This window comes from Streptomyces sp. NPDC058052, from assembly GCF_042885515.1.
GTDB lineage: Bacteria > Actinomycetota > Actinomycetes > Streptomycetales > Streptomycetaceae > Streptomyces.
The window spans coordinates 52,204-74,202 of sequence record NZ_JBHVRX010000031.1; the positions used below are offsets into that span (position 1 = coordinate 52,204).

Sequence of the window (21,999 nt, forward strand, 5' to 3'; positions counted from 1 at the left end):
GGTGCCGGCGTGATGGCAGATGCCCTGCCCGGCACGCTCCCGTCCCTGGTGACGGGGGTGGTGGAGGGCGTGCGGCCGTATGCGGGGTGGCTCGTCCTGCTGGGGGCGGTCGGCGGTGTGGGGTGGGTGGCCGGGTGGGTGTGGTGGCTGCGCCGGGCCCGGACCGCGCTCGGGTCCCGGGCGGTCGTCGACCTGGTGCCGTCGCGGGACTTCGATCCGTCGGCCGAGGAGATCGGGCGGCACGCGGCGCGGCTGGCGCGGGTGCCTGCGGCGGCCGGGTGGCTGCCGCGGCGGGCGTCGGGGGTGCGGATGCGGCACTGGAGCGACGGCGGGCGGCTGGCGACCCGGCTGGAGGGCCCGGCGCAGTCGGCGGGTCTGCTGCGGCTGCCGTCGTTCCCGGACGTGGAGGTGCTGGAGACCGGCCGGGCGGGCGGCGTCGTGCGGCCGGTCCGGTTCGCGGGCGTCGCTCCGCTCCCGAAGAACCGCAAGGAGAAGCCCTGATGCCGGAGAAACAGCCGAAGGACGCCCCTGGGAGGACGTATGTGGCGCGGGCGGAACTGGTGCTGGCGCGGGCGGATCACCGCCGTCTCGCCGCCGCCAGTCTCACTCCCGACCCGTTGCAGATGATGGCGGCCGCCTGCGCCCACGTGGACCGCGAGCGGGGGGAGCGGGCCGACCTGGTCGTGGACCTGGTGCCGGTGTCGGGGCGGAGGGTGGCGAGGTGGCGGCGGCTGCTGATGCGGCGTGCGGCGCGGCGCGGCCCGTCGGCGTACGGGGAGCAGATCGCCGGCGGCGGGGGCGGCAGTGGCGGTGAGGGTGGGGCGTGGTTCGGGCAGGTGGCGGCGGGGCTGACCGGCGGCACGGGCGGTGCGAAGGCGTCCGGGGCGCGGAGGGCTTCCTCGCCGCGGCAGACGGATCTCGCGGACGGGGTGGGCAAGTTCCTGCCGTCGGCGGACACGCAGGTGTTCGCGGTGCAGGTCCTGGTCCGGGTCGAGGCGCGGCACCCGGCGCGGGCCCGGACGCTGCTGCACCAGGTGATGGCTGTGATGGACGCGTGGCGCGGGGAGAACTGGTGGCGGCCGGTGGGGCCGCGGCGGACGGGATGGCGCCCGTACAGCAGTGTGTGGTGGAGGCGAGGATCGTTCGACCGGAGGTATCGGACGGGCGAGTTCGTGCCGTCGAAGCGGCAGTGGGTGACGGCCCGGGAGATCACCGCGCTGCTAAAGCCGGCGTCCGTGCACTGCGTGGCGGCGAACGTCGTGCGGACCGGAGGGGTGGTGCCGCCGGCGCCGTCACAGCTGCCGGAGTGGACCGGGCAGCCGGGCGTCGTGCCGCTGGGCCGGGTCCTGGGCACCGACGGCCGCATCCGGCTGGCCGCGGCCCCGCAGGCGGACGTCCTGTTCGGCGCCTCGTTCGGGAAGTCCGGGTTCGGCAAGAGCGAGCTGGCGCTGGTGCAGGCCGTGGCGCTCGCGTACGGGGGAACCGGGATCTGGTTCCTCGACCCGCACGGCGCGGCGGTGAAGCGGGCACTGCCGTATCTGACGCATCCGGCGCTGCGTGATCGGGTGTGGCTGATCGACCTGAGCGCGAAGGATCCGTCCGCGCGGGTCGGGTCGTGGAACCCGCTGTCGATGGAAGGGCGTACCGCGGCCGAGGTCCAGGACGTGATCGGGGCGGTGGTCGGCGGGCTGGCGTCCGCGCAGGGCTGGGGGGACGGGGCGCCGCGTGCGCGGGCGATCCTGTCGCACGCCGTGCAGGTCCTCGCCTACCTGGCACTGGAGATGTGCCGGCGCGGCCGCCCCGACCTCCAGCCCACCCTGTTCTCGATCACCCGGCTGCTCACGGACGAGGAGTGGCGTGCGGAGGTCTTGGAGTACCTGCCCGCCCGGCTGCGGCGGTTTTGGCAGACAACGTTCCCCCGGTACGAGGGCGGCGCGGTGCCGGTGGTGACCCAGACCCTGGAGCAGCTGGAGACCTCCGACTCGCTGAAGGCGTTCCTGGGCCAGCCGCGCTCCACATACGACATGCGGGCCGCGATGGACACCTCGCGGATCGTGCTGCTGCGCTGCTCGGGCACCGGCTCGGCGGACCAGGTCATCACCTCGCTGCTGCTGTTCGACCTGTTCAGGGCCGGCTGCTCACGCGAAGGCATCGACCAGGACCAGCTCGCGGCGATGTTCGCGTTCTGCGACGAGCTGACCGCGATCGACGGCGCCTCGCGCGGCTACGTCGCCGCGATCCTGGAGCAGCTGCGCAAGTACGAGCTGCGGCTGATGGGCATGACGCAGATGGCGATGCGGCTGAGCGCTGAGACCCGGATGGCGCTCATGCAGAACCAGTCCCTGCTGTCGGCGTCGGCGGCCGACAGCGACGAAGCCGCGTTCGTGACCAAGCGGATGGAGCCGGTGGCCCCGCAGACGCTGATGTCGCTGCCGAAGTGGACCTACGTGATGTCCACGATGCTTCACGGGGAGCGGACCACGCCGTTCCGGGTCTCCGGTGTGCCGCTGCACCAGGTCTTCGCCGACTACCACCACCCCGAGCTGCTGCCCGAGCTGGAGAAGGCCGTGGACGCGAGTCTGCGGCGACGTACGGTCCGCGAGATCCTGCGCGACCTCGACGGCGACGACACCGGCCGTCTGCCCGGCCTGGACGACCGGATCCTCGCCGAACTCTCCGCCCTGCGCCCCGCCCCTGCGGCGCCCGCCCCGGCCCCGGTGCCGGTCCAGCCCATTGCCCTGACCCCGACCAGCGGAAGCGAGATCGGCTGATGACCACCGTCCCTGCCCTGCCCCTCACCATGGCCGGCCTGCCCCGCCTCGGGCAGCGGCTGCTGCCCGTGCTCTACCAGCACCGCCTGGTCGCCACCGAGCAGCTCCGCCGGATGCTGACCCCGCACACCCGCCAGTCCGTCTACCTGCGGCGCATCCTGCAACAACTGCGTACCCTGGGCCTGGTGGAGCGCACCGTCCGGCGTGCGGGCACGCTCGGCGGACCGGAGATGCTCTGGTACGTCACCGCGCGGGGCGCGGAGATCGTCGAGGCCAGCCGCGAGGTCACCTCCCGGGCGTACCGCATCAACCCCGAGACGGCCGCTTCCCAGCTCCAGGAGCACACCCTGGCCGTCGTGGAGTCCGGCCTCGCCCTCTCCGCCTGGGCCCAGTTGCTGGGTGACGAGTGCGGGCCCCTGGACTGGGAGCCGGAGCTGGTCCACCGCGTCCGTGACGGAGAGAACCGGGTGGGGGACGACGCGCTGCTGATCCCCGACGCCGTCCTGCGCTACACCCGCACCACGCCCACCGGGCGCCGGCTGCTGACGTACTTCCTGGAGATCGACCGGGCCACCATGCAGGTCGGCCGCCTCGGGCGGAAACTCACCTCCTACGCCCGCTACGCCACCTACGTGCCCACACCCCCGCCCGGCTTCCGGCCCACCACGACGGTCACCGGCCGCGAGGCGTGGCGCGACCGCTACCCGGCCGTCCCCCGCCTCCTCATCGTCCTGACCGGCGCCGGCGACGCGATCCTGCGACGCCGCACGGAGGACCTGCGGGCCCTGGCCGAGGCCGACCCCCGCATCCGACGCACCCCCCAGCTCGCCGCCGGGGTCACCACCCTCGACGACCTCCGCGACCGCGGCCCGTTCGCGCCGATCGTCACCCCGCTGCTCGGCGCCCCCACCCCCACCGACATCCTCTTCACCGCGCCGGCCGCCCCGTGAGCATCCACGCCCCGGGCAGGGGGCCTTCGACGGCGGACAGGACATACGCGGACCGTCCCGGCGACCTGACACAGGAACCGCCCCAGAACCTGACACACTCTGGTCTTTTCCCGGCCCCAAATTGGCCGATTACATCGCATCCCGGAGCCTCAACAACAGTTACTCCCAGTGCGGTTGATGTGGTCTTGCGTAATCTTGACCTTCGCGCAACGGAAGCGGTCCCGCAGCACGCGGCAGACCCCTCGCGGGACGACAAGCGCAGGTGGCGCCAGGTGACTGCATATGCATCGGGAGACATCATGACGACCCATACGCACATGCGACGCGTGCGCTTCAGCACCGCTCCACGCCGGGGAGGCGCTCTTGCGCTCCTCCTCGCCGGCCTCGCGGCGGTCAGCGGCTGCTCGTCCACCGAACCGACCTCGCCGAAGCCGGCCACGCCCGCCTCCCCGACGTCTTCGGCCCCGGCCTCCGCGACCCCTTCGCCGGACTCCCCCGAAGAGGCCGCGAAGAAGCAGGCCGTCGCGGCCTACCGGGCGTACTGGGCCGAGATGACCAAGGCGTTCGCGGTGCCGGCGTTCGAGGGCACAGACCTGAAGCGTTACGCCGTGGCCGATGCTCTGGCCAACGCGCAGGAGACGATCGCCAACCTGAACAACAACAAGCGGACCATGGCCGGGAAACCAGTGCTCAGCAACACCACCGTGACCGGGGGCCAGCTGGAGAAGAAGACCCCCAGCGTCTCCGTATCGGCCTGCCTGGACGTCTCCGCATGGAAGATCGTCGACAAGAAGACCGGGAAGCCGGCCCCCGTGCCCACGAACGCCGCCCGCAAGTACGTCATCACCAGTTCGCTGGAGCGCTGGGACGGCTCCTGGAAGGTTCTCAAGGACGAGCTGCACCCGGACCAGCCGTGTTAGCCCGCCGGTACCTCGCCCTCGCTCTCCCTCTTGCCTTGGCGCTCCCCGCCCCGGCCGAGGCAGCGGACGGGCAGGAGTGCGAAAACGGCTTCGTCTGCTCGATCGTGGAAGTACCAGGATCTCCCGGCCACACCCAGCCCGGCGGCGGAAGCAGCGGCAGCACTGGAGAAGGGAACTCCAGCGGAGGCGGCGGCGGAGACGAGAACGGTGGTGAAGAGAACAGCCGCTACACCTGCACCTACACCCTGGCCGACCCCCAGCCCCCGGACGACAGTCCCTTGTGGGGGGCGGACGGGAAAAAGCCCGGCGTCTCCATGTACATCGAGGACTGCCTGGACAACGAGACCGGCATCCACGACGTCAAGAACATTTTCACCGACGCCCCGCCCGATGCCGGCGGCGGTGGCGCTCCCGTGATCGATCCTGCGGACGTCGCGCGGCAGGCGGTGGACAAGATGCTGCTGCGCGGGCCGGAGATCGGTCTCACGCCGAAGCCCGGCGGCCGGGGCGTCGTCGGTCTGCCCGTGTACATGTGGACGGCGACGGGTCCCGAGACCTACGGGCCCAACGTGACCTCGGCGGCGATCGGGCCGGTCAGCGTCACGGCGACCGCGCGGGTCAGCAAGATCGTGTGGAACATGGGCGACGGCACGACGGTGACGTGCACGACGCCCGGCACCCCGTACCGGGCGGAGTACGGCAAGCAGCCGTCGCCGGACTGCGGGCACCGCTACACCGCGCCGTCCTCGACCACCCCGACGGGCAAGTACCACGTGACGGCGACCTCGACCTGGTCAATCGACTGGCAGGTCACCGGCGGAGCGCAGGCCGGGCAGATGACCGAGGTCCGCGAGAGCTCCGCGGACATCACGGTCGTTGAGGTCCAGGTCCTCAACTAGCCCCCTCTCCCTCCTCTCTTCCTTCTCTTCTGCTTCCTGTTCTTGAGAGGCACCACCATGGAAACCACTTCGGCGCCGGTCCCGCGCCCCTCGAACCCCAGTGGCCCCTCCGGTCCCTCGCGTCCGGAGATCCCGATCACCACGAGCGTGCCGGTGAAGAAGGAGCGCCGCTGGTCGGTGGCGGCGCTGTGCGTGGTCCTGGCGGCCGTCGCGGGCCTGGGTGCGGCGGCGGCGGTGACGTCGTCGAGCGACCGCACGAAGGTGCTGGCTGTCGCCCGGGACGTCCCGGCCGGCCAGCCGCTGACCGCGGCGGACCTGACGGTGGCCGAGGTGTCCGCGGACGCGGCGCTCACCCCGGTGCCCGCAGCGCAGAAGGCGTCCTTGGTGGGCAAGCGGACCGCGGTGGAGCTGCGCAAGGGCGGTCTGCTGACCGCTTCGCAGCTCGCGGCGGGGACCGGTCTGGGCGACGACCAGCAGCAGGTGGGCGTGCAGGTGAAGCGGGGCCAGGCCCCGGCCGGGACACTCGCCCCGGGTGACAAGGTCCTCGCGGTGACGACTCCGGCGCAGGGGGAGCAGACCGGGGGCAAGGCGGAGGCGCCGCCGTCGACCGTGAGCGCGGTCGTGGTGAGCGTGTCGCGGCCGGACGCGTCGGGGAGCGTCGTCGTCAACCTGGCGGTGGGGCCGACCGACGGTCCGCTGCTCGCCACGCGCGCCTCGCAGGGCCGGGTCGCGATCGTCCGTCAGCCGCGGAGCCACTGATGCCGGTCACCGCTCTCGTCTCCGCGAAATCCTGCGGCGTCACCACCAGCGCGCTCGCGCTCACGCTCGCCTCGAAGCGCCCCTCTCTGCTGGCCGAGTGCGATCCGGCCGGGGGGACGCTGCGGGCCGGTTTCCTCCAGGGCGAGGTCGGCGCGGGCCAGGGTCTCTACCATCTGGCGGCCGCCGAGCGGACCGGGCCGGAGGCCCTGGCCGGAGCGTTCGCGTCGCACCTGTGGCCGCTGGACGAGGCCGGACACCGCAAGCTGCTGCCCGGTCTGACCGATCCGGGGCAGGCCGGTGCGCTGAGCCGGACCTGGCCGATGCTGTCCGAGGTGCTGCACGTGATGGCCGAGGAGGCCGGGCACGACGTCTTCATCGACGCCGGGCGGGTGGCGCTGGAGTCCGGGCGGCTGCACACCTCGCTCACGCCGGCGCCGCTGCTGCACCAGGCCGACCTGGTGCTCCTCGTCGTACGCGGCACCGAGCAGTCCCTGACGCTGGCCCGGCACATCATCGAGCCGCTGCGGACCGAACTCGCCGAGCACGGCAGCGGGATGGACGCGCTCGGGCTGCTGCTGATCGAGGAGGGCCCGGCGCGGGCCCACCAGGTCGCCGACGCCCTGAAGACACCAGTGCTCGGCGCGCTTCCGTTCGAGCCGGCGGTGGGCTCCTTCTTCACCAACGGGGGCCGGCCGCCGCGGGGGTACGCGCGCAGCGGGCTGCTGCGGCATGCGCGGACGGCGACGGAGCAGCTGGAGGCGGCGGCGTCGCGGCGCCGGATCCAGCAGCAGTACCCCGCCCGGACCGGCAGCGTGCAGATCAGCGGGATGCTTCAGCGGCTCGCGGAGCGAGGGGGACGTCGTGGCTGACACGCAGCAGCGTCCGGGCGCGGAGGGGTCGCCGGCGCCGATGGGGCCGGCAGACATCGCCGGTCTCCTCGCCGGCCGGATCGGGCAGCGCCGCCCCACCGCCGCCGGCGCCCCGCAGCCCGCCGTTCCGTCGGCCGTCTCGCCCGACGCTCCCGCCGCGGCCGCGCCGGCGGCCGGGGACGGCGGGGTGGGGGCGGTGCCGTCGCTCGCGGGCCTGCCCGGCGCGCTGCCGGTGGAGTGGGAGGTGATCGAGCACCTCCAGTCCCTGGTGTCGACGAAGCTGAGCGCCGAGGACCCCGACAAGCTGCTGGAGGAGGCCGACCGGCGGGCTCTGGCCCGCCGCCTGGTGCGCAACGCGGTCGCGGACTGGGCGACCGCCTACGCGCAGGGCAACACCCCGCTGACGGCGGAGCAGGAGACCGCGGTTGGGACGGCGGTCTTCGATTCGATGTACCGGGGCGGGCGGCTTCAGTCGCTGCTCGACCAGGACGGCGTCGAGGACGTGATGGTCGACGGGCTGCGGGCGCACGTGGAGTACCACGACCGGCCGCGGCAGACGATCGAGAAGGTCGCCGGTAGCCACGAGGAACTGATCACGTGGGTCAACCGGATGGCGCGGCTGTCCGGGCACGGCGAACGCGCGCTGACGCAGGCCACCCCGATGGTGGGTTTCCGGATGCCGGACGGGTCGCGGGTGACGGCGAGCCTGCTGACCACGCGGCCGTCGGTGGTGATCCGCCGGCACCGCATCCGTCAGCACGGGATCGCGGAGCTGGTCCAGTGGGGGTCGATCAATCCGATGCTGGAGCGGTTCCTGACCGCGTGTGTCCACGCGAAGATGAACATCCTGGTCGTCGGGGACATGGGCGCGGGCAAGACGTCGCTGCTGCGGGCCCTGGGGCGGGAGATCCCGCCGTCGGAGCGGCTGGTGACGCTGGAGTCGGACCGTGAGCTGTATCTGGACGAGCCGGGGCCGAAGCCGGGGCCGGTGACGTACGCGTTCGAGGCGCGGCAGTCCAACGGCGAGACCCGCGGCGGCGGTCCGGCCGGTGAGGTGACGATCTCCGACATGTTCGCGACCGCGCTGCGGTACAACGCGACGCGGGTGATCGTCGGTGAGGTCCGCTCCACGGAGATCGTGCCGATGCTGCAGGCGATGTCGGCGGGCGGTTCGGGGTCGATGTGCACGCTGCACGTACGGCGGCCGCACGGCATCATCAGCCGGCTGGTGCAGCTGTGCACGGAGGCCGGGATGCAGACCGAGGCCGCGCACCATTTGATCGCGTCCTCCATCGACCTGGTCGTCTACCTGACCTACCTGGACGAGACCGCGATCGGCGGGCAGAAGCACCGGTTCGTCTCGCACATCTACGAGGTCCACGACGTCGTCGGTGAGGGCGGGCGGCCGGTGACGACCGAGCTGTTCGCGCCGCAGGGCGGGGAGATCCGCGCGGTGTACAAGAACATGCCGTCCTTCATCGACGAGCTGGAGCTGACCGGGCTGATGCGCAGGCAGTGGCTGACCGACAACCCCTACGGTGCCTGGATGGGGCCGCTTTCGACGGTGGGGCGCCGGTGAACACCTCCCAGCTCGCTCTCGTCGCCGCGCTGTGCTCAGTCGTCGCGGTCCTGGCCGTGTTCGCCGCCGTGCGCGAGGCCCGCGGCCGGGTCGTCGACCCGGCGAAGCCGGCGTCCCGGATGGCGGGCCGGATCCAGCGGGCCCGTGCGGGTCTGCCGGACAAGTGGCAGCGCCGATGGCGGCACCTGGTCACGGCCGCCGGCATCGTCACGCTGGTGGTATGGGCGTGGACCGGGTGGCCCGTCCACGGGCTCCTCGCGGGTGCCGCCGTCCTCGGCCTGCCCTACGTCCTCAACCCCGGCACCGCAGCGTCGTTGCGGATCGAGCGGCTGGAGGCGCTGGGGCAGTGGCTCAACCATTTGGCGGGTATCCACCAGGCTGGCATCAGCCTGCCGCAGACCATCCGCGCCTCCGCCAAGGCCGCCCCGGCCCCGATCGCCGCGAACGTGCAGGCGCTGTCGGACCGGCTCCGCAGCGGTATGGAGGCCGAGGACGCGTTCGCGCTGTTCGCCGACGAACTCGCCGACGGCGTCAGCGACCACGTGGTGCTGCTGTTCCAGTCACACGCCGTCTACAAGGGGCCCGGCCTGTCGGACGCCCTTGAAGCATTGGCGGTCACGATCCACCAGCAGGCCGCGGACGCCCGCGACATCGAGGCCGACCGGGCGAAGGTCCGCAAGTCCTCTCGCATGGTGTCCATGGTCATCTGCGTGGTCGTCATCGGCTGCATGCTCAACGACGCCTGGTCCGGCTGGTACCAGTCCCCCATGGGGCAGCTCGTCCTCGCGGGTCTCGGCGGGGCGTTCGCGTACACGCTGCGGTGGCTGCGGACGATCGCGCGGACCGAGCCCGACCCGCGGCTGATTGACCCGCTGCCCGCCTCCGCCCTGCTCGCTCTGACGGGAGGCACCCGGTGATCTTGATGAACGCCGTCCTGCCCGCGGCCGCCGCGGGCGCGCTGATCGGCCTGGCCGTCCGCGCGCTGCTGCCTGCCCGCCGGGACCTGGCCTCCGCGCTCGACCGCCTCGACGTCGCCAAGGTTGGGGGCCCCACCGTGGCCTCGGCCGGGCCGGTGTCCACCGGGAGCCTGCCTGAGCGGGTCGGCACCCGGCTGCTCGGCGAGTTCGGCGGCCGCATCACCCTGCCCGCGCAGGACCTCGCGCTGCTGCGGATCAGCCCCGCCGAACACCTCGGCAAGAGGGTGCTGTTCTCGCTGTACGGGCTGCTGCTGCCGCAGCTGCTCCAGGGGCTCCTCGCGCTGACCGGTGCTCCGCTGCCGCTCGTGATGCCCGCGTTCGTGTCCCTGGCGCTGGCCGCGCTGTTCTGGCTGTGGCCGGGTAGGGAAGTGGCCCGCGACGCGACCGCCGCGCGGCAGGTCGTGCGGCACGCGGCCGCCTCCTACCTGGAGCGGGTCGCGCTCGCCCGCATCGCGAACTCCGGCGCCGCCCAGGCCCTGACGGAGACCGCGCAGGTCGGCGACGGGTGGATCTTCGCCCGCATGCGGCAGGTGTTCCACCAGGCCGACCTCGCCGGCGTCACCGTGTGGGACGCGCTCAAGCAGCTCGGCGACGAACTCGGCATCCCCGAGCTGACCCGCCCGGCCGACACCCTCGCGCTCGCCGGAGAGGGCGCCGCCGTCTACACCACCTTGCAGGCCCAAGCCCGGCAGCTGCGGATCGCGCTGCTGTCCGACGCCAAAGCCGAGGCCAACGCCGCGTCCGCGGCGATGGTCCTGCCAGTCACGGCCGGCGTCATCCTCATGCTCGTCTTCGTGATGATCCCGGTCACGATCACCATCCTCGGAAGCTGAACACCCAAAAAAGGGGAGCCCCATCATGGACATCCAGACCCTGACCGTGTGGATCAAGAGCCACTACCGGGCTCTGAAGAACCGCGGCGACGCGGGCCAGACCTCCACCGAACTCGCCCTGATCGCCGGCGCCCTGCTGGTCGGCGCCGGCCTGCTGGTCCTCGCGATCCGCTCCAAGCTCCTGGAGAAGATCGGCATCATCAGCGGCGGCTGACCAGGCAGAACGGACAGGAAAGGGGGCGAGGGTGCAAAGCCGTCCGCAGGCACACCGCCTGAAAGCGAAGTTCCGCCGCCGCCTCGGCGGCGACCGAGGGGTGGGCAGCGTGGAGTTCGCGGTCCTGGCCGTCGTCGTCCTCGCGCTGGGCTTCACCATCATCCAGACCGGTTTCTACTTCCACGCCAAGAGCGTCGCCCAGTCCGCCGCCCGGCAGGGAGCCGAGGCCGGACGGCAGTACAACGCGGGCGCGGGCGACGGCGTGGCGCAGGCGCAGACGTATCTGGCCCGGTTCGGCGACAGCGTCCGGGGGGCGAGCGTGTCCTCCGGAGGGAGCACGGCAGAGATGGTCCGCATCACGGTCCGCGGCCACGTCGCAACCCTGGTCCCTGGCCTGACCCTGTCCGTCGCCGAGCACGCGGACGCTCCCGTGGAGCGGGTGACCGCCCCATGACCCGAACTCTGCACGCCCGGCTGGCAGGGGCCGTACGGGGGCCGGGCCGTGACCGGGGGTCCTACGCCCTGGAGACCGCGGTTCTGGCCCCGGTGGTGATCGGCATGCTGCTGCTGATGATCGCGTTCGGGCGGGTCACCAGCGCGGCCGGCTCCGTGGACGGCGCCGCCCGAGCCGCGGCCAGGGCGGCGTCCCTGGAACGGGACGCGGGCAGTGCGCAGGCCAGCGCGCAGGCGGCCGCGGCCGGCAGTCTCGACGGCGAAGGCGTCACCTGCCGGGCCTCCAGCGTCACCGTGGACACCTCCGGCTACTCCCTCGACATAGGGCAGGAGGCGACGGTGACCGCGACGATCTCGTGCACGGCGGACCTGTCCGACATCGGCCTGCCGGGCCTGCCCGGCTCCAAGACCCTCACCGCGTCCTGGAGCAGTCCCCTCGACATCTACCGGGGGCGGCAGTGACCCCTCTACGCCTTCTCCGGCGCCGGGCCGGGTCCCGGTGGCGGGCGGTCCCGGCCGTCCGTCTTCCCCGCGCCGAGCGTGACCGGGGCTCGATGTCGCTGTACTTCGCCCTGGTCGCGGTGGCGCTGCTGATGGTGATGGGCCTGCTGGTCGACGGCGGCGGCGCGCTGAACGCGGCGAACCGGGCGACGTCGGGCGCGCAGGAGGCCGCGCGGGCCGCCGGCCAGCAGCTGGACGTGGCCCAGGCCATGGAGGGTGACGCGATCACCCTCGACCCGGATGCCGCCCTCGCGGCCGCCCAGGACTACCTCGCGGCCGCCGGACTTCAGGGCAGCGCCGAGATCACCGGGGACGGGCGCAGTCTCACCGTGAACGTCCAGGACAGCTACAGCACCTACTTCGCGCAGTTCGTCGGCGTCGGCACCATCCACGTGACCGGCACCGCGACCGCGCATCTACAGACCCAGGCCGGAGGCTGAGCCCCCTATGACCCCCGCTCCCTTGCGTACCGCCGGACTCCTGCTGCGGGCCGTGCTCGGGCTCGTCGTCCTGGCCGCCCTCGTGGCCGGTGTCCCCTACCTGCTGCTGGCCGTCGGGCATCAGCCCACCGAACTCGCCGGGGGCGGGTTCAGTCTGCTGGAGCAGGACGACGGCCGACTGTTCCTCGTCGTGCTGACCTGCCTGGGCTGGGCGGGGTGGGCGGCGTTCACGCTCTCGGTCCTGGTGGAACTCGTCGCCGTGCTGCGCCGCCGGTCCGCCCCCAGGATCCGGGGACTGGGGTCGGTGCAGTCCCTCGCCTCCTTCCTCGTCGGCGGCATCGTGCTCCTCGCCCCCACCGCGGCCTCGGCCGCGACCGTGGCCCCGTCGGTCGCGGCGAGCGCCACCCACACCGTCGGCGAGGCCGGGACGACGGCCGGGGCACCTTCTGCGGTCTCCGCGCGGACGGGCGAGGCCGGCGGGCTGACGCACACGGTTGCATCCGCGAGCGAACTGCCGTGGGACCTGGCGGAGGACTACCTCGGCGACGGCAAGCGGTGGAAGGACATCGCCGCGCTCAACCCCGGCATCCCCCAGCTCACTGCGGGCGACCAGTACCTCCCCAAGGGCGCCGTCATCAAGCTTCCGGCCGACGCCCGGCCCACTGCCGCCGCGGTCGTGGAGAGCGGCGGGCAGGCCCCGGCGTCCGTGACCCGGGCCGACGCTTTCCCGGCCGCCGGCACCACCGTCCCGAAGGCGAGCACGACGGACGCCGAGGACGTGGCGGAGGCATCGGACCGGGTCACGGTCCGGGCCGGTGACAGCCTCTGGTCGATCGCCGACGCCCACGGCGACCCCGAGGACTGGCCCGCGATCTACGAGGCGAACCGGGGCGAGGCCGTCCCCGGCGGCGGGACTTTCACCGACCCGAACAAGATCTACCCCGGGCAGGTCCTCGACCTGCCCCAACACACCGGCCCGCAGCCGGCGGCCCCTCAGCGCCCCTCGCCGAAACCGGCGGTGCCCGCACAGCCCAACACCCCGAAGGCTCCACCCGCCTCCCCCGCCCCCGCTCCCACCACCGATGCGGACGCGGACAAGGAAGCCCCGCCCGCCACCGAGACGGCCGCCCCGTCCTGGACCGCTCCGTCCCCCGAGCGCAGCACCGCACCGGCCGACGGCACCGCCTCGGCCACCCCGGCCCCTGAGCGCACCAGCCCGGCCCCGCCGAGCCCTGCGCCCGAGCCCGCCGGACAGGCGTCCGAGAGCACCACCGCGGGCATCGTCCTGGCCGCTGCAGGCGGCCTCGCCGCCGCCAGCGGCGTCGTGCTGATGCTCCAGCGCCGGCGCGCGCTGCAACGGCGCCGCCGCAGCGCCGGAACCCTCATCGCCATGCCGGACGGCAGCGCCACCGTCACCGAGCAGGCGTTGCGCAGCGTGGACTCCAGCACGGAACTGCTCCTGCTGGACCTCTCGCTGCGCACGCTCGCCGCCCAACTGGCTTCCGAGGACCGGGACCTGCCGCCGCTGGCCGCCGTCCAGCTGGGGGACGCAGGCATCCTGCTGCACCTGTCCGACCCTGCACAGGACGGGGACGGCCTCACCCCGGCGGCCCCCTTCACCACCGCCACCGGCCGGCCCGGCGTGTGGTGGTGCCCTGCCGATTCCGCCGGCCTCCTCGACCCCGAGCAAGCCGCCGACGTCGCCGCCCCCTACCCGGCGCTCGTCCTCCTCGGCAGCGACACCGACGGCGGCCTCCTCCTGGTCGACCTCGACGAGTTCGGCGCGCTCCACCTGACGGGCAGCCGCCACCTGCAGATGCTGCGCACCCTGGGCGTCTCCCTGGCACTGTCCCCGCTCGGGCAGGTCGATGTAGCCGTCGCAGGCGAGGACACCGCCCCCGGGCTCGGGCTCCTGGACGCCCAGCGCGTCCAGGAGCACCAGGACCTCAAGACGGCGGCGGAAGCCGCCCGCGCCCACCACACCGGCCAGCAGCAGCTCATGGCCGACGCGGGCCTGCCGGACATGTCCCACGCCCGGCTCACACCGGAGGCCGAGGAATTCAGCCCCCTGGTGGTCCTGGCCGACCTGGACACCTGCCCCACCCCCGACGCCACCGGACATCTCGACGCCCTCCTGCGCGACGAGCCCCTGTCCTCGACCGCCCTCATCACCAGCAGCACCCAGGCGGCCCGCGGCACGGGCGAGGTGTGGGAGATCGACACCGACCACCCCGACTTCCCCGTGCCGAACACTCCCCTGCGGTGCGTGCTGTCGATGTGCAGCGGCGACGAGTACGCCGACATCCTCACCCTGGCCGTGACCGCGGACTCCGCCACCGGCGTCCCCGCTCCGCCGCCCGTCCCTCTCGACCGGCTCCTGCCCGGTGCCGAAGCCGCGGGAGTAACCTCCCCCGAGCCCCCGACGGCCGTACCGGCGGGCGAGGGCAAGCCAAGCCTGCTGTCGCGCCTCGCCGACCTCGACGACGGGAGCGAGGACGACGGGGACGACGTGTCCGGGGACGTCACTCCCAAGAGCACCGTGGACAGCGCCGAGGACACCGGGAACCGGGCCACATCCGAGGCCACGGCCAGCCCCGCTGACGCGACCGGGTCTGTCAGCACCACGGACACGGAGGCGGACATGGACGCAGGTACGGCGGGCAGGGACGGCGGCGCCGCAGCCACGGTGCCGGTCCTGCCCGCCTCCGTCTCCCCCGGCCACGTCGTCCTCCCCGCTGCCCGACCTCTGCCCCACATCACCGTCCGGCTGCCCGCCGCCTCCACCGACACTGCCGGACCGCCCGAGATCGACTTTCCCCAGGACCAGCCCCTGATCAGCATCCTGGGCGCCGTGGAGATCACTGGCGCCCGCGGGACCGTCGACTCCAACCGGCGCACCAGAGCCACCGAACTCGCCGCCTTCCTCGTCCTCAACCCCGGTGCCACCGCGCCCCAGATCGACGAGGTCCTGTCACCCCGCGGCGGCCTCACCAGTCCCAGCACCCGTAACACGCGGCTGCGGGACGTCCGGCGCTGGCTCGGCAACGACGACGAAGGCCAGCCGTACTTCCGGCACATGGCCAAGCACACCGACGGACACCGGCTCGCCGGCGTGGAATGCGACTGGATCCAGTTCCAGCTGCTGCACGACGTCGCCCTGCAGCTGCCCCGTGCCCAGGGTCAGGTACTGCTCCGCCGAGCGCTCGAACTCGTCCGCGGGCGGCCCTTCTCCGGCGTCAGCTCCACCTACTACGGCTGGGCCGAGCCGATCGTGGAGGAGATCAACGACCGAGTCATCAACTCCGCCGCCCTGCTCGCCGACTGGTGCCTGGAGGCCGGGGACGGACGCGGCGCACTGTGGGCAGCCGGCCGCGGCCTCGAAGTCGCCCGCGAACGCGAGGAACTGTGGCGTCACCGGTTCCGTGCGCTGGCACTCCTGGGCGACCACGGCGGCCTGGAACAGTCCGTCCAGCGCCTGGAAACCCTCCTGGCCGAACACGGGTGGGCCATGGAAGAAGAGACCGCCGGCACGATCCGCATGGTGCAGGCCACCCGGGCCTGACCGGCAGCAGACAGCGGATCGCAGAGGGCGCCCGGCTCATGCAGAGCCGGGCGCCTTCTGCGTGAGGTGGTGTCGATGGTGTTCGTGGGTTCTTCGTCGACCCGGCGGAAGCCGATGCCCTCGCCCTCGGCCGCTTCCAGTTCGTCCAAGACCAACCAGACTGACGGGAAGAGAGTGTTCGGGTGCCCCAGCCCCGGCCAAGCCGCCTCCGCCGCTCATCCACTGGGCGGTCCAGCAACTACACGCCGCCCAATTCCCGGCTCAATGCGGCGCCCCGAGGCGTACGGATCCCGCCCCGGGTGTCCTGAGGTCACTTCAGCAACCCCTGCTCCAAGGGGTGAGGTGTGTCCAAGAACGGGAGTCCCGTGGCTCGTACTGATGCACCTATCAAGCCGCGCCAGGCGTCAGGCCGTCGGCCGGATCATCACTGTCAGGCAGGGCGAGGCGGGCGACGGCTGGCTGCTTCCCAGATCCTGGTACCCCCATGACCGATAGATCGCGTGGACCTTGCCGTCGCCGGCGGCCTCGTTGACCATCAGCGTCACGTACGGCTCCTCCCGGTGAGCAAGGAAGGCGTCGTGGATGCGGCGAGCAATACCTACGCCGCGCCAGGCGGGACGCACTCCGATCTCCTTCAAAGCCACAGCCGGTCGTTCCATGTATTCCTCGCTGGGGGTCGGGTCCGTGCGCTGCCAGTAGCGATCCCCGTGCTCGATCCGGTTGCCGTAGGCGTATCCCACCGGGTGCTCGCCCTCGTAGGCGAGGACGGCCTGAAAGCCGTCCTCAGCGCCGTGCCGGTCCAGGCGCTCCCCGAAGGAGCTCACCGCATAGTTCGCGAGGTGGAGCAGGGGGGCACGAACTTCGGCGTAGACGTCGAGCAGGTCGCCGCGGACTGCGTCCAAGTCGGTGTAGGAGCGAAGTTCGATGGCGGGAGCCGTGGTCATGTGTAAGCCCTTCAGGCGGCGTGCTCAGTCCAGATGTGTACGTTGTTGCTGCCCGGGGCCATGGCCCGGAGGGCGGCACCGAACTCCTGAAGCATGCGGGATACCCGGGGGTGCTGGGTAGCCGCCTCCCTTTCCACGGTCATGGCGGTGTGGGTGGCTGTGTCGGCGTGTCCTTGGGCGAGCTGTGCTTGTGCGAGGCGGCTGGTGGTGATGGCGCGCGAGCGTTGCATGTGGGGTCGGAGCGAGGCTAGGCACCGGTGGGCGTGGTACTCGGCGGTGGCCCAGTCGCCGGCGGAGAGGTAGGCGCTGAGCGCGAGGGAGTGGAGTTCCGCTTCGTCCCAGAAAGCCTGGAGCCAGACCGGGCGGGGGACATCTGGAGCGGCACGGCTCATCGCTTCGCGTGCTTGGTCGTATGTACGGGGAAGGCTTCGGAGGTCATGGGAGGCGCCCTTGATGGCCATCTCCCGGGCCATGCCCAGGGAGGCGAACATGGGGTCGCGCCGGGTGATGTGCAGGTCTCTGGCTACGTCGTTGGCTGCGCGAGCGTCTGCTGGGCGTCCCATGTGGCGGTAGAGCGTGCCAGCGTGGGACCAGATGCGGAACTTGATCGCCTGGTCCCCGGAGAGTTCCGCAAGGACCTGGGCCTCTTTCATGTGGGTGACGGCATCCTTGAAGCGGCGGCCGTCGATGGCCGCCCACATCGCCGACGATCGGAAGCCAGCAGCGGTGGCGTACAGGTTGCTGCGCACCCGCTGGGTGGCAGTGCCGGAGTTCTGGAGATTCAGGGCGGTCTCGGCGAGAGTTATGGCCCGCTGCTCGATGTCGAGCTGCCCGCCGCGCTTGTGGTCACTGGCGATCACGGCGGCGAACTTCTCCTGCAGGCGGCCGACGTCGCTCATCCCGATCTTGCGGGTCGAAGCGGTTCCAGGGGCAGCTGCGGCAACGGCTGCAGAAAGAGCGCCGGCGACAAGGGTGCGGCGGTGCATGGGGTCCTCCTGTGCGGCTGCTGGCGAATTCCGGCGTCGTGGCACGAACCCTAAGTCGACCGCCGACCTTCCGGAGAGGTCGGTCAGGACCCGGCGGGTGTTCGCCCGAGGCCAGCGAACCCGTCCCGCTCGCCAGTCTCTGACGTGGCGGCCGTCGTACGTTCCGGGCTTGCCAGTCAGCGCTTCGAGGCGCAAATTCAGCTCTTTCGCAAGGCTGTTGGCACTGAACTGATGCTCTCGCATCCACGCTTCAAGGAGCTCGTTGCGTGCGGGTTCCATGACCGCACGGTAGCCCTTCGAGCACCTCACGCCAAGGTAAAGGGGTAGTCAAAATCCCCTAGGGGCTGCGCCAGGATCGCGGGCCAGATCCCCTAACCAAGTTTCCAGCAAGGGGAGTTGTCTGTTCATGCAGCGCCGACCTGCCGGCACCTGCACGGAGGAGAGCCCGACGTCCAGTCATCTCGCGGATCCGGGAAACCCCATCGGAGGGAAAGACCTCGTGACGAACACGACGACCCGCATCGCGGAAGAGAAACACACCCGGCACCGTGCCCTTGCCGCCGTTGATGAACTGGAAGGGCGCACGGAGGGCCACTCGGCTCTCGGCCTCTCGATCATGCGGGACCCCGCCAGCAACGACCTCTGGCCGGCGCGCCTCCGCCGCATCCTGCGAGCCGGCCTTACCCACTGGGGCAGTTCCGACCTCGTAGACACCGCTCAGCTGCTCCTCACCGAGCTGACGACCAATGCGTTTCGCCACGCCTACGCTCCCACCGTGGGTATCCGCGTTTACCGCCAGGACACCCGGCTCAGGATCGAGGTGACCGACGGATCGCCCCAGGGCCCCCTCCCCGGCCCCACGGGCCCCTATGAAGAGCACGGTCGCGGTCTCATCCTCGTCGATGCGATGGCGGACTCCTGGGGCGTGAGCGGCGACCGAACGAAAGTCTGGTGCACGATCACCCTTCCGGCCGGGCTTCCCGAGATGGTCCCAGCCCCGGTTCGCCACGAGGCAACGCTGCGACTCCCCGGTGACGTCACCGCCCTGAACATGGCGCGCATCAAGGGCCGCACGCTCCTGGCGCTCCTGCACTGGTCCGGCGACCAGCGTGCCGCGGTTGATGTCCTGTACGTCCTGGTGCGCAACGCCCTCGAGCACGCCATCACGCCGGGGGACGGTGGGGACGCCTTCCACGCCTGGCTGCGGATCACCGACGCGGACGAGCTCGTGATCGACGTCTGGGACCCCGAACCGGACTTCCCCGACTACGAGAAGGCCATCGAGGGAGTTCAGGGAAGGGGCTTACGACTGGCGCAGGGCCTGGGGGCCGAGATCAGGTGGCTCCCTGATGCACCGTACGGCAAGACCGTGCGCGCCATCCTGCAGCCGGGATCGGCGGACCTGTGAGCGCCCCCGTCATCGAGCGACTTGTGGTGTCCAGCGGCGCCGATCTGATGGACCACATGGTCGCTCAGGCCAGCGTGCAGGCACAGGCGCCTGCCACCGACCTGGCGGACCTCAGCCGCGTACTCCGTGCCTTCCACGGTGTACATCGTGGTGAGAGCACGCGGGTACCCCTCGGCGGAGGTCTCTTCGACGTCGTCATCACAAGTGCCGGCGCCCAGGCCCGACGCGCCGTCGAGCGGATGGACCTGGTCCAGAGCGGATGCGGCCCGGTGGTTGAGGACCCTGGTGCCGGCTGGCTCTACTGGCTGGTCCCGCCCGGAGCAGCCAGCCGCTGGGAACCGCACTCGCACGCCGTCTGCGTCGGCGCCCCTTACATGATCACGCTGCCCACGCCGGGGCAGGGTGAGCAGCCGGGCCCGTTCTGGCTCCGGCCGCAGGCTCGGGACCGGCTTGTCCCGGTCAAGCCGCTGAGAGAAGCGCTCACTCGTTTCCTGCCCGAGCCCACGCCACACGCAGACCTCGACGCCAGGTTCGGCATCACCCACTGAGACTCCGCGCCCGCTGCAGTCCCCCCAGACACACGGCGGGCGCGGTCCTAGTCCTCGGTGCTGGAGCGGATCCGGTTCCGGCGCCGAGGACGCCCACCACTGTCTTCACTGATTCAGGGGATCACCGTGCACAAGACGCGGGCACCGTACGTCGTGCCCATGGAGGGGGAGACCATCCTTCCCGTAGACCTCACCGTCACCCCGGCCGGCGTTGCCTACGCTGACCCCACGTGGGAGGCACTCGCGCGTGACCTGGACGACGTCCTGTGGGTGGTCTGCGCGGAAACCGGCCCCTTGGGCCGGCCCGCTTACGCCGAGGAGCTGCACCCGGAGCGCCAGCAAGCGGTGATGGAGGACCGGCTGTGCGCGGGGTGCATGAGGCCGGCCAGCCGCAACGAACTCGGAATGCTGTGGCTGCTCCCGCTGCTCGACCACGCCGATGACACCGTCTGGGAGGGCGTGCAGACGGTGGTCCCGCCGAGCTGCGAGAGGTGCGCGCAGGCAGCAAAGCGGCGCTGTCCCCAGCTCCGTGGGGGGTACGTCGAGCTCCGCGTTCGAGAGGCGGAGAAGATCGGCGTCCTCGGCACGCTCCATCCGCGGCCCGGGCAGGGCACCGAGCCTGTGCCCGACGCGGTAGCCCGCTTCGACTCGCCGGACCTGGCGTTCATCGTCGCCCGCGCTGTCGTCTGCGAACTCCGCGAGGTGACCGTGATCGCCTTCGGCGGGACTGAGTCGTTCCCCTCATAGATCTCTGGCGCGAGGGGCAGGCAACCGACTTACGCCTACCCCGCGTCAGGAAAACCCGCTCTCCACGACAGAACAGGTAGTCGGATGACTCTTGAGACGCCAACCCCCGAAGTCCTGCGAGCCGGCATGGTGGCCGCTCTGCGTGACGAGGACGCGATCGTTTCCTCGTCCGTCGAGGCAGCCTTCACCGCCGTGCCCAGGCACCAGTTCGCTCCTGAGGCAACCCTTGAGGCAGCCTACGACCTGCACGGCATTCTTCCCGTTAAGAAGGACGAGCACGGGCTCGACATGAGCGTCATCTCCGCTGCGCACCTCCAGGCGGTGATGCTGGAGCAGGCCGGCGTCGAGCCCGGGATGCGGGTGCTGGAGATCGGCTCGGGCGGCTACAACGCCGCGCTCGTCCAGGAGCTCGTCGGCGACGGTGAGGTCGTCACCCTCGACATCGACGCAGACGTCATCGCACGGGCGCGGCAGAATCTGGACGCCACCGGCTATGGCCGGGTCAAGTCGGTCGTAGCCGATGCCGAGACCGGGGTCGCCGGCCTCGGCACGTTCGACAGGATCATCGCGACGGTCGCCACGTGGGACATCCCCCCGCCGTGGATCAGCGCCCTGTCCGAGAAGGGCCGGCTCGTCACTCCGCTGACGGTGTGCGGGACGACCCGGTCGGTGGCGTTCGAGCGGGACGGCGACGGCCTGGTCAGCCTCTCGTACCGGCTCAGCCACTTCGTTCCCTTGCAGGGCGAGGGCGCCGCCCCGGACCGCAAGATCATGCTCCGCGACGGCGTGGCCCTCCAGTCCGACAACGAGGAGGCCCCGCTCGACGCGAAGGCCCTTGGCCGTGCTCTGGCGGGCGGCCGGCTGGAGCAGTGGACAGGGGCGGCGTACGACCTGCCCGACGAGCTGGAGTGGTTCATGACCCTGAACCTGTTGTCCCCGGCCCGGCTGCACGCGAGCAAGGACGTGATCGACAGCGGCCTCATGGAGCCCTCCGCACGGCTGGGCGTGGCCACCCTGGTCAGCGACGACAGCTTCGCCTACCGCACCCGCCGCCCCAACCCGGCCACCGGAACGGCCGGGTTCGAGAGCGGAGTCGTCGCCCATGGACCGCAGGCCGAAGAGCTCGCCAAGCAGTACGCGGAGTTGCTGCGCCGCTGGGCGGCGGACCACCAGCGGCGGGGTGCCGCGACGATCCGGTACGTGCCGGGTCCCGCGCCGTCCCCCCTTCCCCCGGGCACGGCGCGCAAGCGCCACGGCCACGTGGCCGTGACCTGGGCCTGAGACTCCGGGGCTGACCAGCTCCGGTACACCGCACCATCCAACCAGGAGGACCGATGACGATTCAGATGGACCAGACGGTCGCACCGAAGACCACCGGGGAGCTGGAGGACACCAGCTTCGACCTGGACGTGTCGATCGTGGAGGCCGGCGTCGCCGCGGACCAGCTCATCCAGCTGACGGGCGACGGCTGCAACTCGACGTGCGCGTCGGCGTGCGTCAGCTGCCCGTAACAGCTTCTGCAGTCTGTCGTGGCGGGGGCCCCCCGGGCCGCGCCCGCGCCAACCCCCCACAAAGCGGGGGGGCGCCCCCCGCCGGGGGGGGGCCCGGCGAACCCGGCCCGACCCGCCCCCCCCCCCCC

22 protein-coding genes are annotated in these 21,999 nt (G+C 71.9%); 20 read left to right on the forward strand and 2 right to left on the reverse strand.

Annotated features, from left to right (window positions below):
- Window positions 1–12 precede the first annotated feature (12 nt).
- The 15 genes from ACFVU3_RS31820 to ACFVU3_RS31890 all read left to right on the forward strand — a co-directional run bounded on the left by ACFVU3_RS31820 (window position 13) and on the right by ACFVU3_RS31890 (window position 15,727).
- The gene (locus ACFVU3_RS31820; RefSeq protein ID WP_390071692.1) at window positions 13–501 is read left to right on the forward strand and encodes a hypothetical protein; all 489 of its coding nucleotides are present in this window, start codon (window positions 13–15) and stop codon (window positions 499–501) included.
- On the forward strand, window positions 501–2,771 hold the full coding sequence (locus tag ACFVU3_RS31825; RefSeq protein WP_390071693.1) for a hypothetical protein: 2,271 nt from the start codon (window positions 501–503) through the stop codon (window positions 2,769–2,771). Before ACFVU3_RS31820 ends, ACFVU3_RS31825 begins: the two co-directional genes overlap by 1 nt.
- Window positions 2,771–3,721 carry a replication-relaxation family protein gene (locus ACFVU3_RS31830; protein ID WP_390071694.1) on the forward strand — a complete coding sequence of 317 codons (951 nt, stop codon included), beginning with the start codon at window positions 2,771–2,773 and terminating at the stop codon, window positions 3,719–3,721. Before ACFVU3_RS31825 ends, ACFVU3_RS31830 begins: the two co-directional genes overlap by 1 nt.
- Window positions 3,722–4,020: 299 nt before the next feature.
- Window positions 4,021–4,641, forward strand: coding sequence for a hypothetical protein (locus tag ACFVU3_RS31835; protein ID WP_390071696.1), 621 nt, complete (start codon window positions 4,021–4,023; stop codon window positions 4,639–4,641).
- A 35-nt stretch (window positions 4,642–4,676) separates the two neighbouring features.
- Window positions 4,677–5,540 (forward strand): ATP/GTP-binding protein, encoded by an 864-nt coding sequence (locus ACFVU3_RS31840; protein WP_390071697.1) that lies wholly within the window; start codon window positions 4,677–4,679, stop codon window positions 5,538–5,540.
- Window positions 5,541–5,597: 57 nt separating this feature from the next.
- Window positions 5,598–6,299, forward strand: coding sequence for an SAF domain-containing protein (locus tag ACFVU3_RS31845; protein ID WP_390071699.1), 702 nt, complete (start codon window positions 5,598–5,600; stop codon window positions 6,297–6,299).
- On the forward strand, window positions 6,299–7,168 hold the full coding sequence (locus ACFVU3_RS31850) for a hypothetical protein (RefSeq protein WP_390071700.1): 870 nt from the start codon (window positions 6,299–6,301) through the stop codon (window positions 7,166–7,168). Before ACFVU3_RS31845 ends, ACFVU3_RS31850 begins: the two co-directional genes overlap by 1 nt.
- The gene (locus tag ACFVU3_RS31855) at window positions 7,161–8,747 is read left to right on the forward strand and encodes a CpaF family protein (RefSeq protein WP_390071701.1); all 1,587 of its coding nucleotides are present in this window, start codon (window positions 7,161–7,163) and stop codon (window positions 8,745–8,747) included. Before ACFVU3_RS31850 ends, ACFVU3_RS31855 begins: the two co-directional genes overlap by 8 nt.
- Window positions 8,744–9,664, forward strand: coding sequence for a type II secretion system F family protein (locus tag ACFVU3_RS31860; protein ID WP_390071703.1), 921 nt, complete (start codon window positions 8,744–8,746; stop codon window positions 9,662–9,664). Before ACFVU3_RS31855 ends, ACFVU3_RS31860 begins: the two co-directional genes overlap by 4 nt.
- Before the next feature lie 5 nt (window positions 9,665–9,669).
- On the forward strand, window positions 9,670–10,557 hold the full coding sequence (locus ACFVU3_RS31865) for a type II secretion system F family protein (protein ID WP_390071754.1): 888 nt from the start codon (window positions 9,670–9,672) through the stop codon (window positions 10,555–10,557).
- Window positions 10,558–10,582: 25 nt separating this feature from the next.
- A complete protein-coding gene (locus ACFVU3_RS31870; RefSeq protein ID WP_390071704.1) occupies window positions 10,583–10,771 on the forward strand; it encodes an LPXTG cell wall anchor domain-containing protein in 189 nt (62 codons plus the stop codon).
- 109 nt (window positions 10,772–10,880) lie between these two features.
- Window positions 10,881–11,225: a TadE/TadG family type IV pilus assembly protein gene (locus ACFVU3_RS31875; protein ID WP_390071706.1), complete on the forward strand. Its 345-nt coding sequence runs from the start codon at window positions 10,881–10,883 to the stop codon at window positions 11,223–11,225.
- Window positions 11,222–11,686: a TadE/TadG family type IV pilus assembly protein gene (locus tag ACFVU3_RS31880; protein ID WP_390071708.1), complete on the forward strand. Its 465-nt coding sequence runs from the start codon at window positions 11,222–11,224 to the stop codon at window positions 11,684–11,686. The genes ACFVU3_RS31875 and ACFVU3_RS31880 overlap by 4 nt, the downstream gene beginning before the upstream one ends.
- Before the next feature lie 92 nt (window positions 11,687–11,778).
- Window positions 11,779–12,165 carry a pilus assembly protein TadG-related protein gene (locus ACFVU3_RS31885; RefSeq protein ID WP_390071710.1) on the forward strand — a complete coding sequence of 129 codons (387 nt, stop codon included), beginning with the start codon at window positions 11,779–11,781 and terminating at the stop codon, window positions 12,163–12,165.
- Window positions 12,166–12,172: 7 nt separating this feature from the next.
- Window positions 12,173–15,727, forward strand: coding sequence for a LysM peptidoglycan-binding domain-containing protein (locus ACFVU3_RS31890; RefSeq protein WP_390071712.1), 3,555 nt, complete (start codon window positions 12,173–12,175; stop codon window positions 15,725–15,727).
- A gap of 404 nt (window positions 15,728–16,131) precedes the next feature.
- Here the strand turns inward: ACFVU3_RS31890 and ACFVU3_RS31895 are convergent, their stop codons facing one another.
- Window positions 16,132–16,671, reverse strand: a complete 540-nt coding sequence (locus ACFVU3_RS31895; protein WP_390071714.1) for a GNAT family N-acetyltransferase — start codon at window positions 16,669–16,671, stop codon at window positions 16,132–16,134.
- Window positions 16,672–16,682: 11 nt separating this feature from the next.
- The gene (locus tag ACFVU3_RS31900; RefSeq protein ID WP_390071716.1) at window positions 16,683–17,936 is read right to left on the reverse strand and encodes an XRE family transcriptional regulator; all 1,254 of its coding nucleotides are present in this window, start codon (window positions 17,934–17,936) and stop codon (window positions 16,683–16,685) included.
- A gap of 220 nt (window positions 17,937–18,156) precedes the next feature.
- Here ACFVU3_RS31900 and ACFVU3_RS31905 point away from each other — a divergent pair, with 220 nt between their 5' ends.
- From ACFVU3_RS31905 to ACFVU3_RS31925, 5 genes are all read left to right on the forward strand, one after another.
- Window positions 18,157–19,065, forward strand: coding sequence for an ATP-binding protein (locus tag ACFVU3_RS31905; RefSeq protein WP_390071718.1), 909 nt, complete (start codon window positions 18,157–18,159; stop codon window positions 19,063–19,065).
- The gene (locus ACFVU3_RS31910; RefSeq protein WP_390071719.1) at window positions 19,062–19,613 is read left to right on the forward strand and encodes a hypothetical protein; all 552 of its coding nucleotides are present in this window, start codon (window positions 19,062–19,064) and stop codon (window positions 19,611–19,613) included. The genes ACFVU3_RS31905 and ACFVU3_RS31910 overlap by 4 nt, the downstream gene beginning before the upstream one ends.
- A gap of 126 nt (window positions 19,614–19,739) precedes the next feature.
- On the forward strand, window positions 19,740–20,360 hold the full coding sequence (locus ACFVU3_RS31915) for a hypothetical protein (protein WP_390071721.1): 621 nt from the start codon (window positions 19,740–19,742) through the stop codon (window positions 20,358–20,360).
- Window positions 20,361–20,444: 84 nt separating this feature from the next.
- Complete coding sequence (gene fxlM / locus ACFVU3_RS31920; RefSeq protein ID WP_390071723.1) at window positions 20,445–21,641, forward strand: methyltransferase, FxLD system; 1,197 nt, start codon at window positions 20,445–20,447, stop codon at window positions 21,639–21,641.
- A 53-nt stretch (window positions 21,642–21,694) separates the two neighbouring features.
- The gene (locus ACFVU3_RS31925) at window positions 21,695–21,871 is read left to right on the forward strand and encodes an FxLD family lanthipeptide (RefSeq protein WP_390071725.1); all 177 of its coding nucleotides are present in this window, start codon (window positions 21,695–21,697) and stop codon (window positions 21,869–21,871) included.
- Window positions 21,872–21,999 lie beyond the last annotated feature (128 nt).

Coding starts and splice junctions, on each gene's coding strand:
- ACFVU3_RS31820 (WP_390071692.1), top strand. CDS start 13: ATGGCAGATGCCCTGCCCGGCACGCTCCCGTCCCTGGTGACGGGGGTG.
- ACFVU3_RS31825 (WP_390071693.1), top strand. CDS start 501: ATGCCGGAGAAACAGCCGAAGGACGCCCCTGGGAGGACGTATGTGGCG.
- ACFVU3_RS31830 (WP_390071694.1), top strand. CDS start 2,771: ATGACCACCGTCCCTGCCCTGCCCCTCACCATGGCCGGCCTGCCCCGC.
- ACFVU3_RS31835 (WP_390071696.1), top strand. CDS start 4,021: ATGACGACCCATACGCACATGCGACGCGTGCGCTTCAGCACCGCTCCA.
- ACFVU3_RS31845 (WP_390071699.1), top strand. CDS start 5,598: ATGGAAACCACTTCGGCGCCGGTCCCGCGCCCCTCGAACCCCAGTGGC.
- ACFVU3_RS31850 (WP_390071700.1), top strand. CDS start 6,299: ATGCCGGTCACCGCTCTCGTCTCCGCGAAATCCTGCGGCGTCACCACC.
- ACFVU3_RS31865 (WP_390071754.1), top strand. CDS start 9,670: ATGAACGCCGTCCTGCCCGCGGCCGCCGCGGGCGCGCTGATCGGCCTG.
- ACFVU3_RS31870 (WP_390071704.1), top strand. CDS start 10,583: ATGGACATCCAGACCCTGACCGTGTGGATCAAGAGCCACTACCGGGCT.
- ACFVU3_RS31880 (WP_390071708.1), top strand. CDS start 11,222: ATGACCCGAACTCTGCACGCCCGGCTGGCAGGGGCCGTACGGGGGCCG.
- ACFVU3_RS31885 (WP_390071710.1), top strand. CDS start 11,779: ATGTCGCTGTACTTCGCCCTGGTCGCGGTGGCGCTGCTGATGGTGATG.
- ACFVU3_RS31890 (WP_390071712.1), top strand. CDS start 12,173: ATGACCCCCGCTCCCTTGCGTACCGCCGGACTCCTGCTGCGGGCCGTG.
- ACFVU3_RS31895 (WP_390071714.1), bottom strand. CDS start 16,671: ATGACCACGGCTCCCGCCATCGAACTTCGCTCCTACACCGACTTGGAC.
- ACFVU3_RS31900 (WP_390071716.1), bottom strand. CDS start 17,936: ATGGAACCCGCACGCAACGAGCTCCTTGAAGCGTGGATGCGAGAGCAT.
- fxlM (WP_390071723.1), top strand. CDS start 20,445: ATGACTCTTGAGACGCCAACCCCCGAAGTCCTGCGAGCCGGCATGGTG.
- ACFVU3_RS31925 (WP_390071725.1), top strand. CDS start 21,695: ATGACGATTCAGATGGACCAGACGGTCGCACCGAAGACCACCGGGGAG.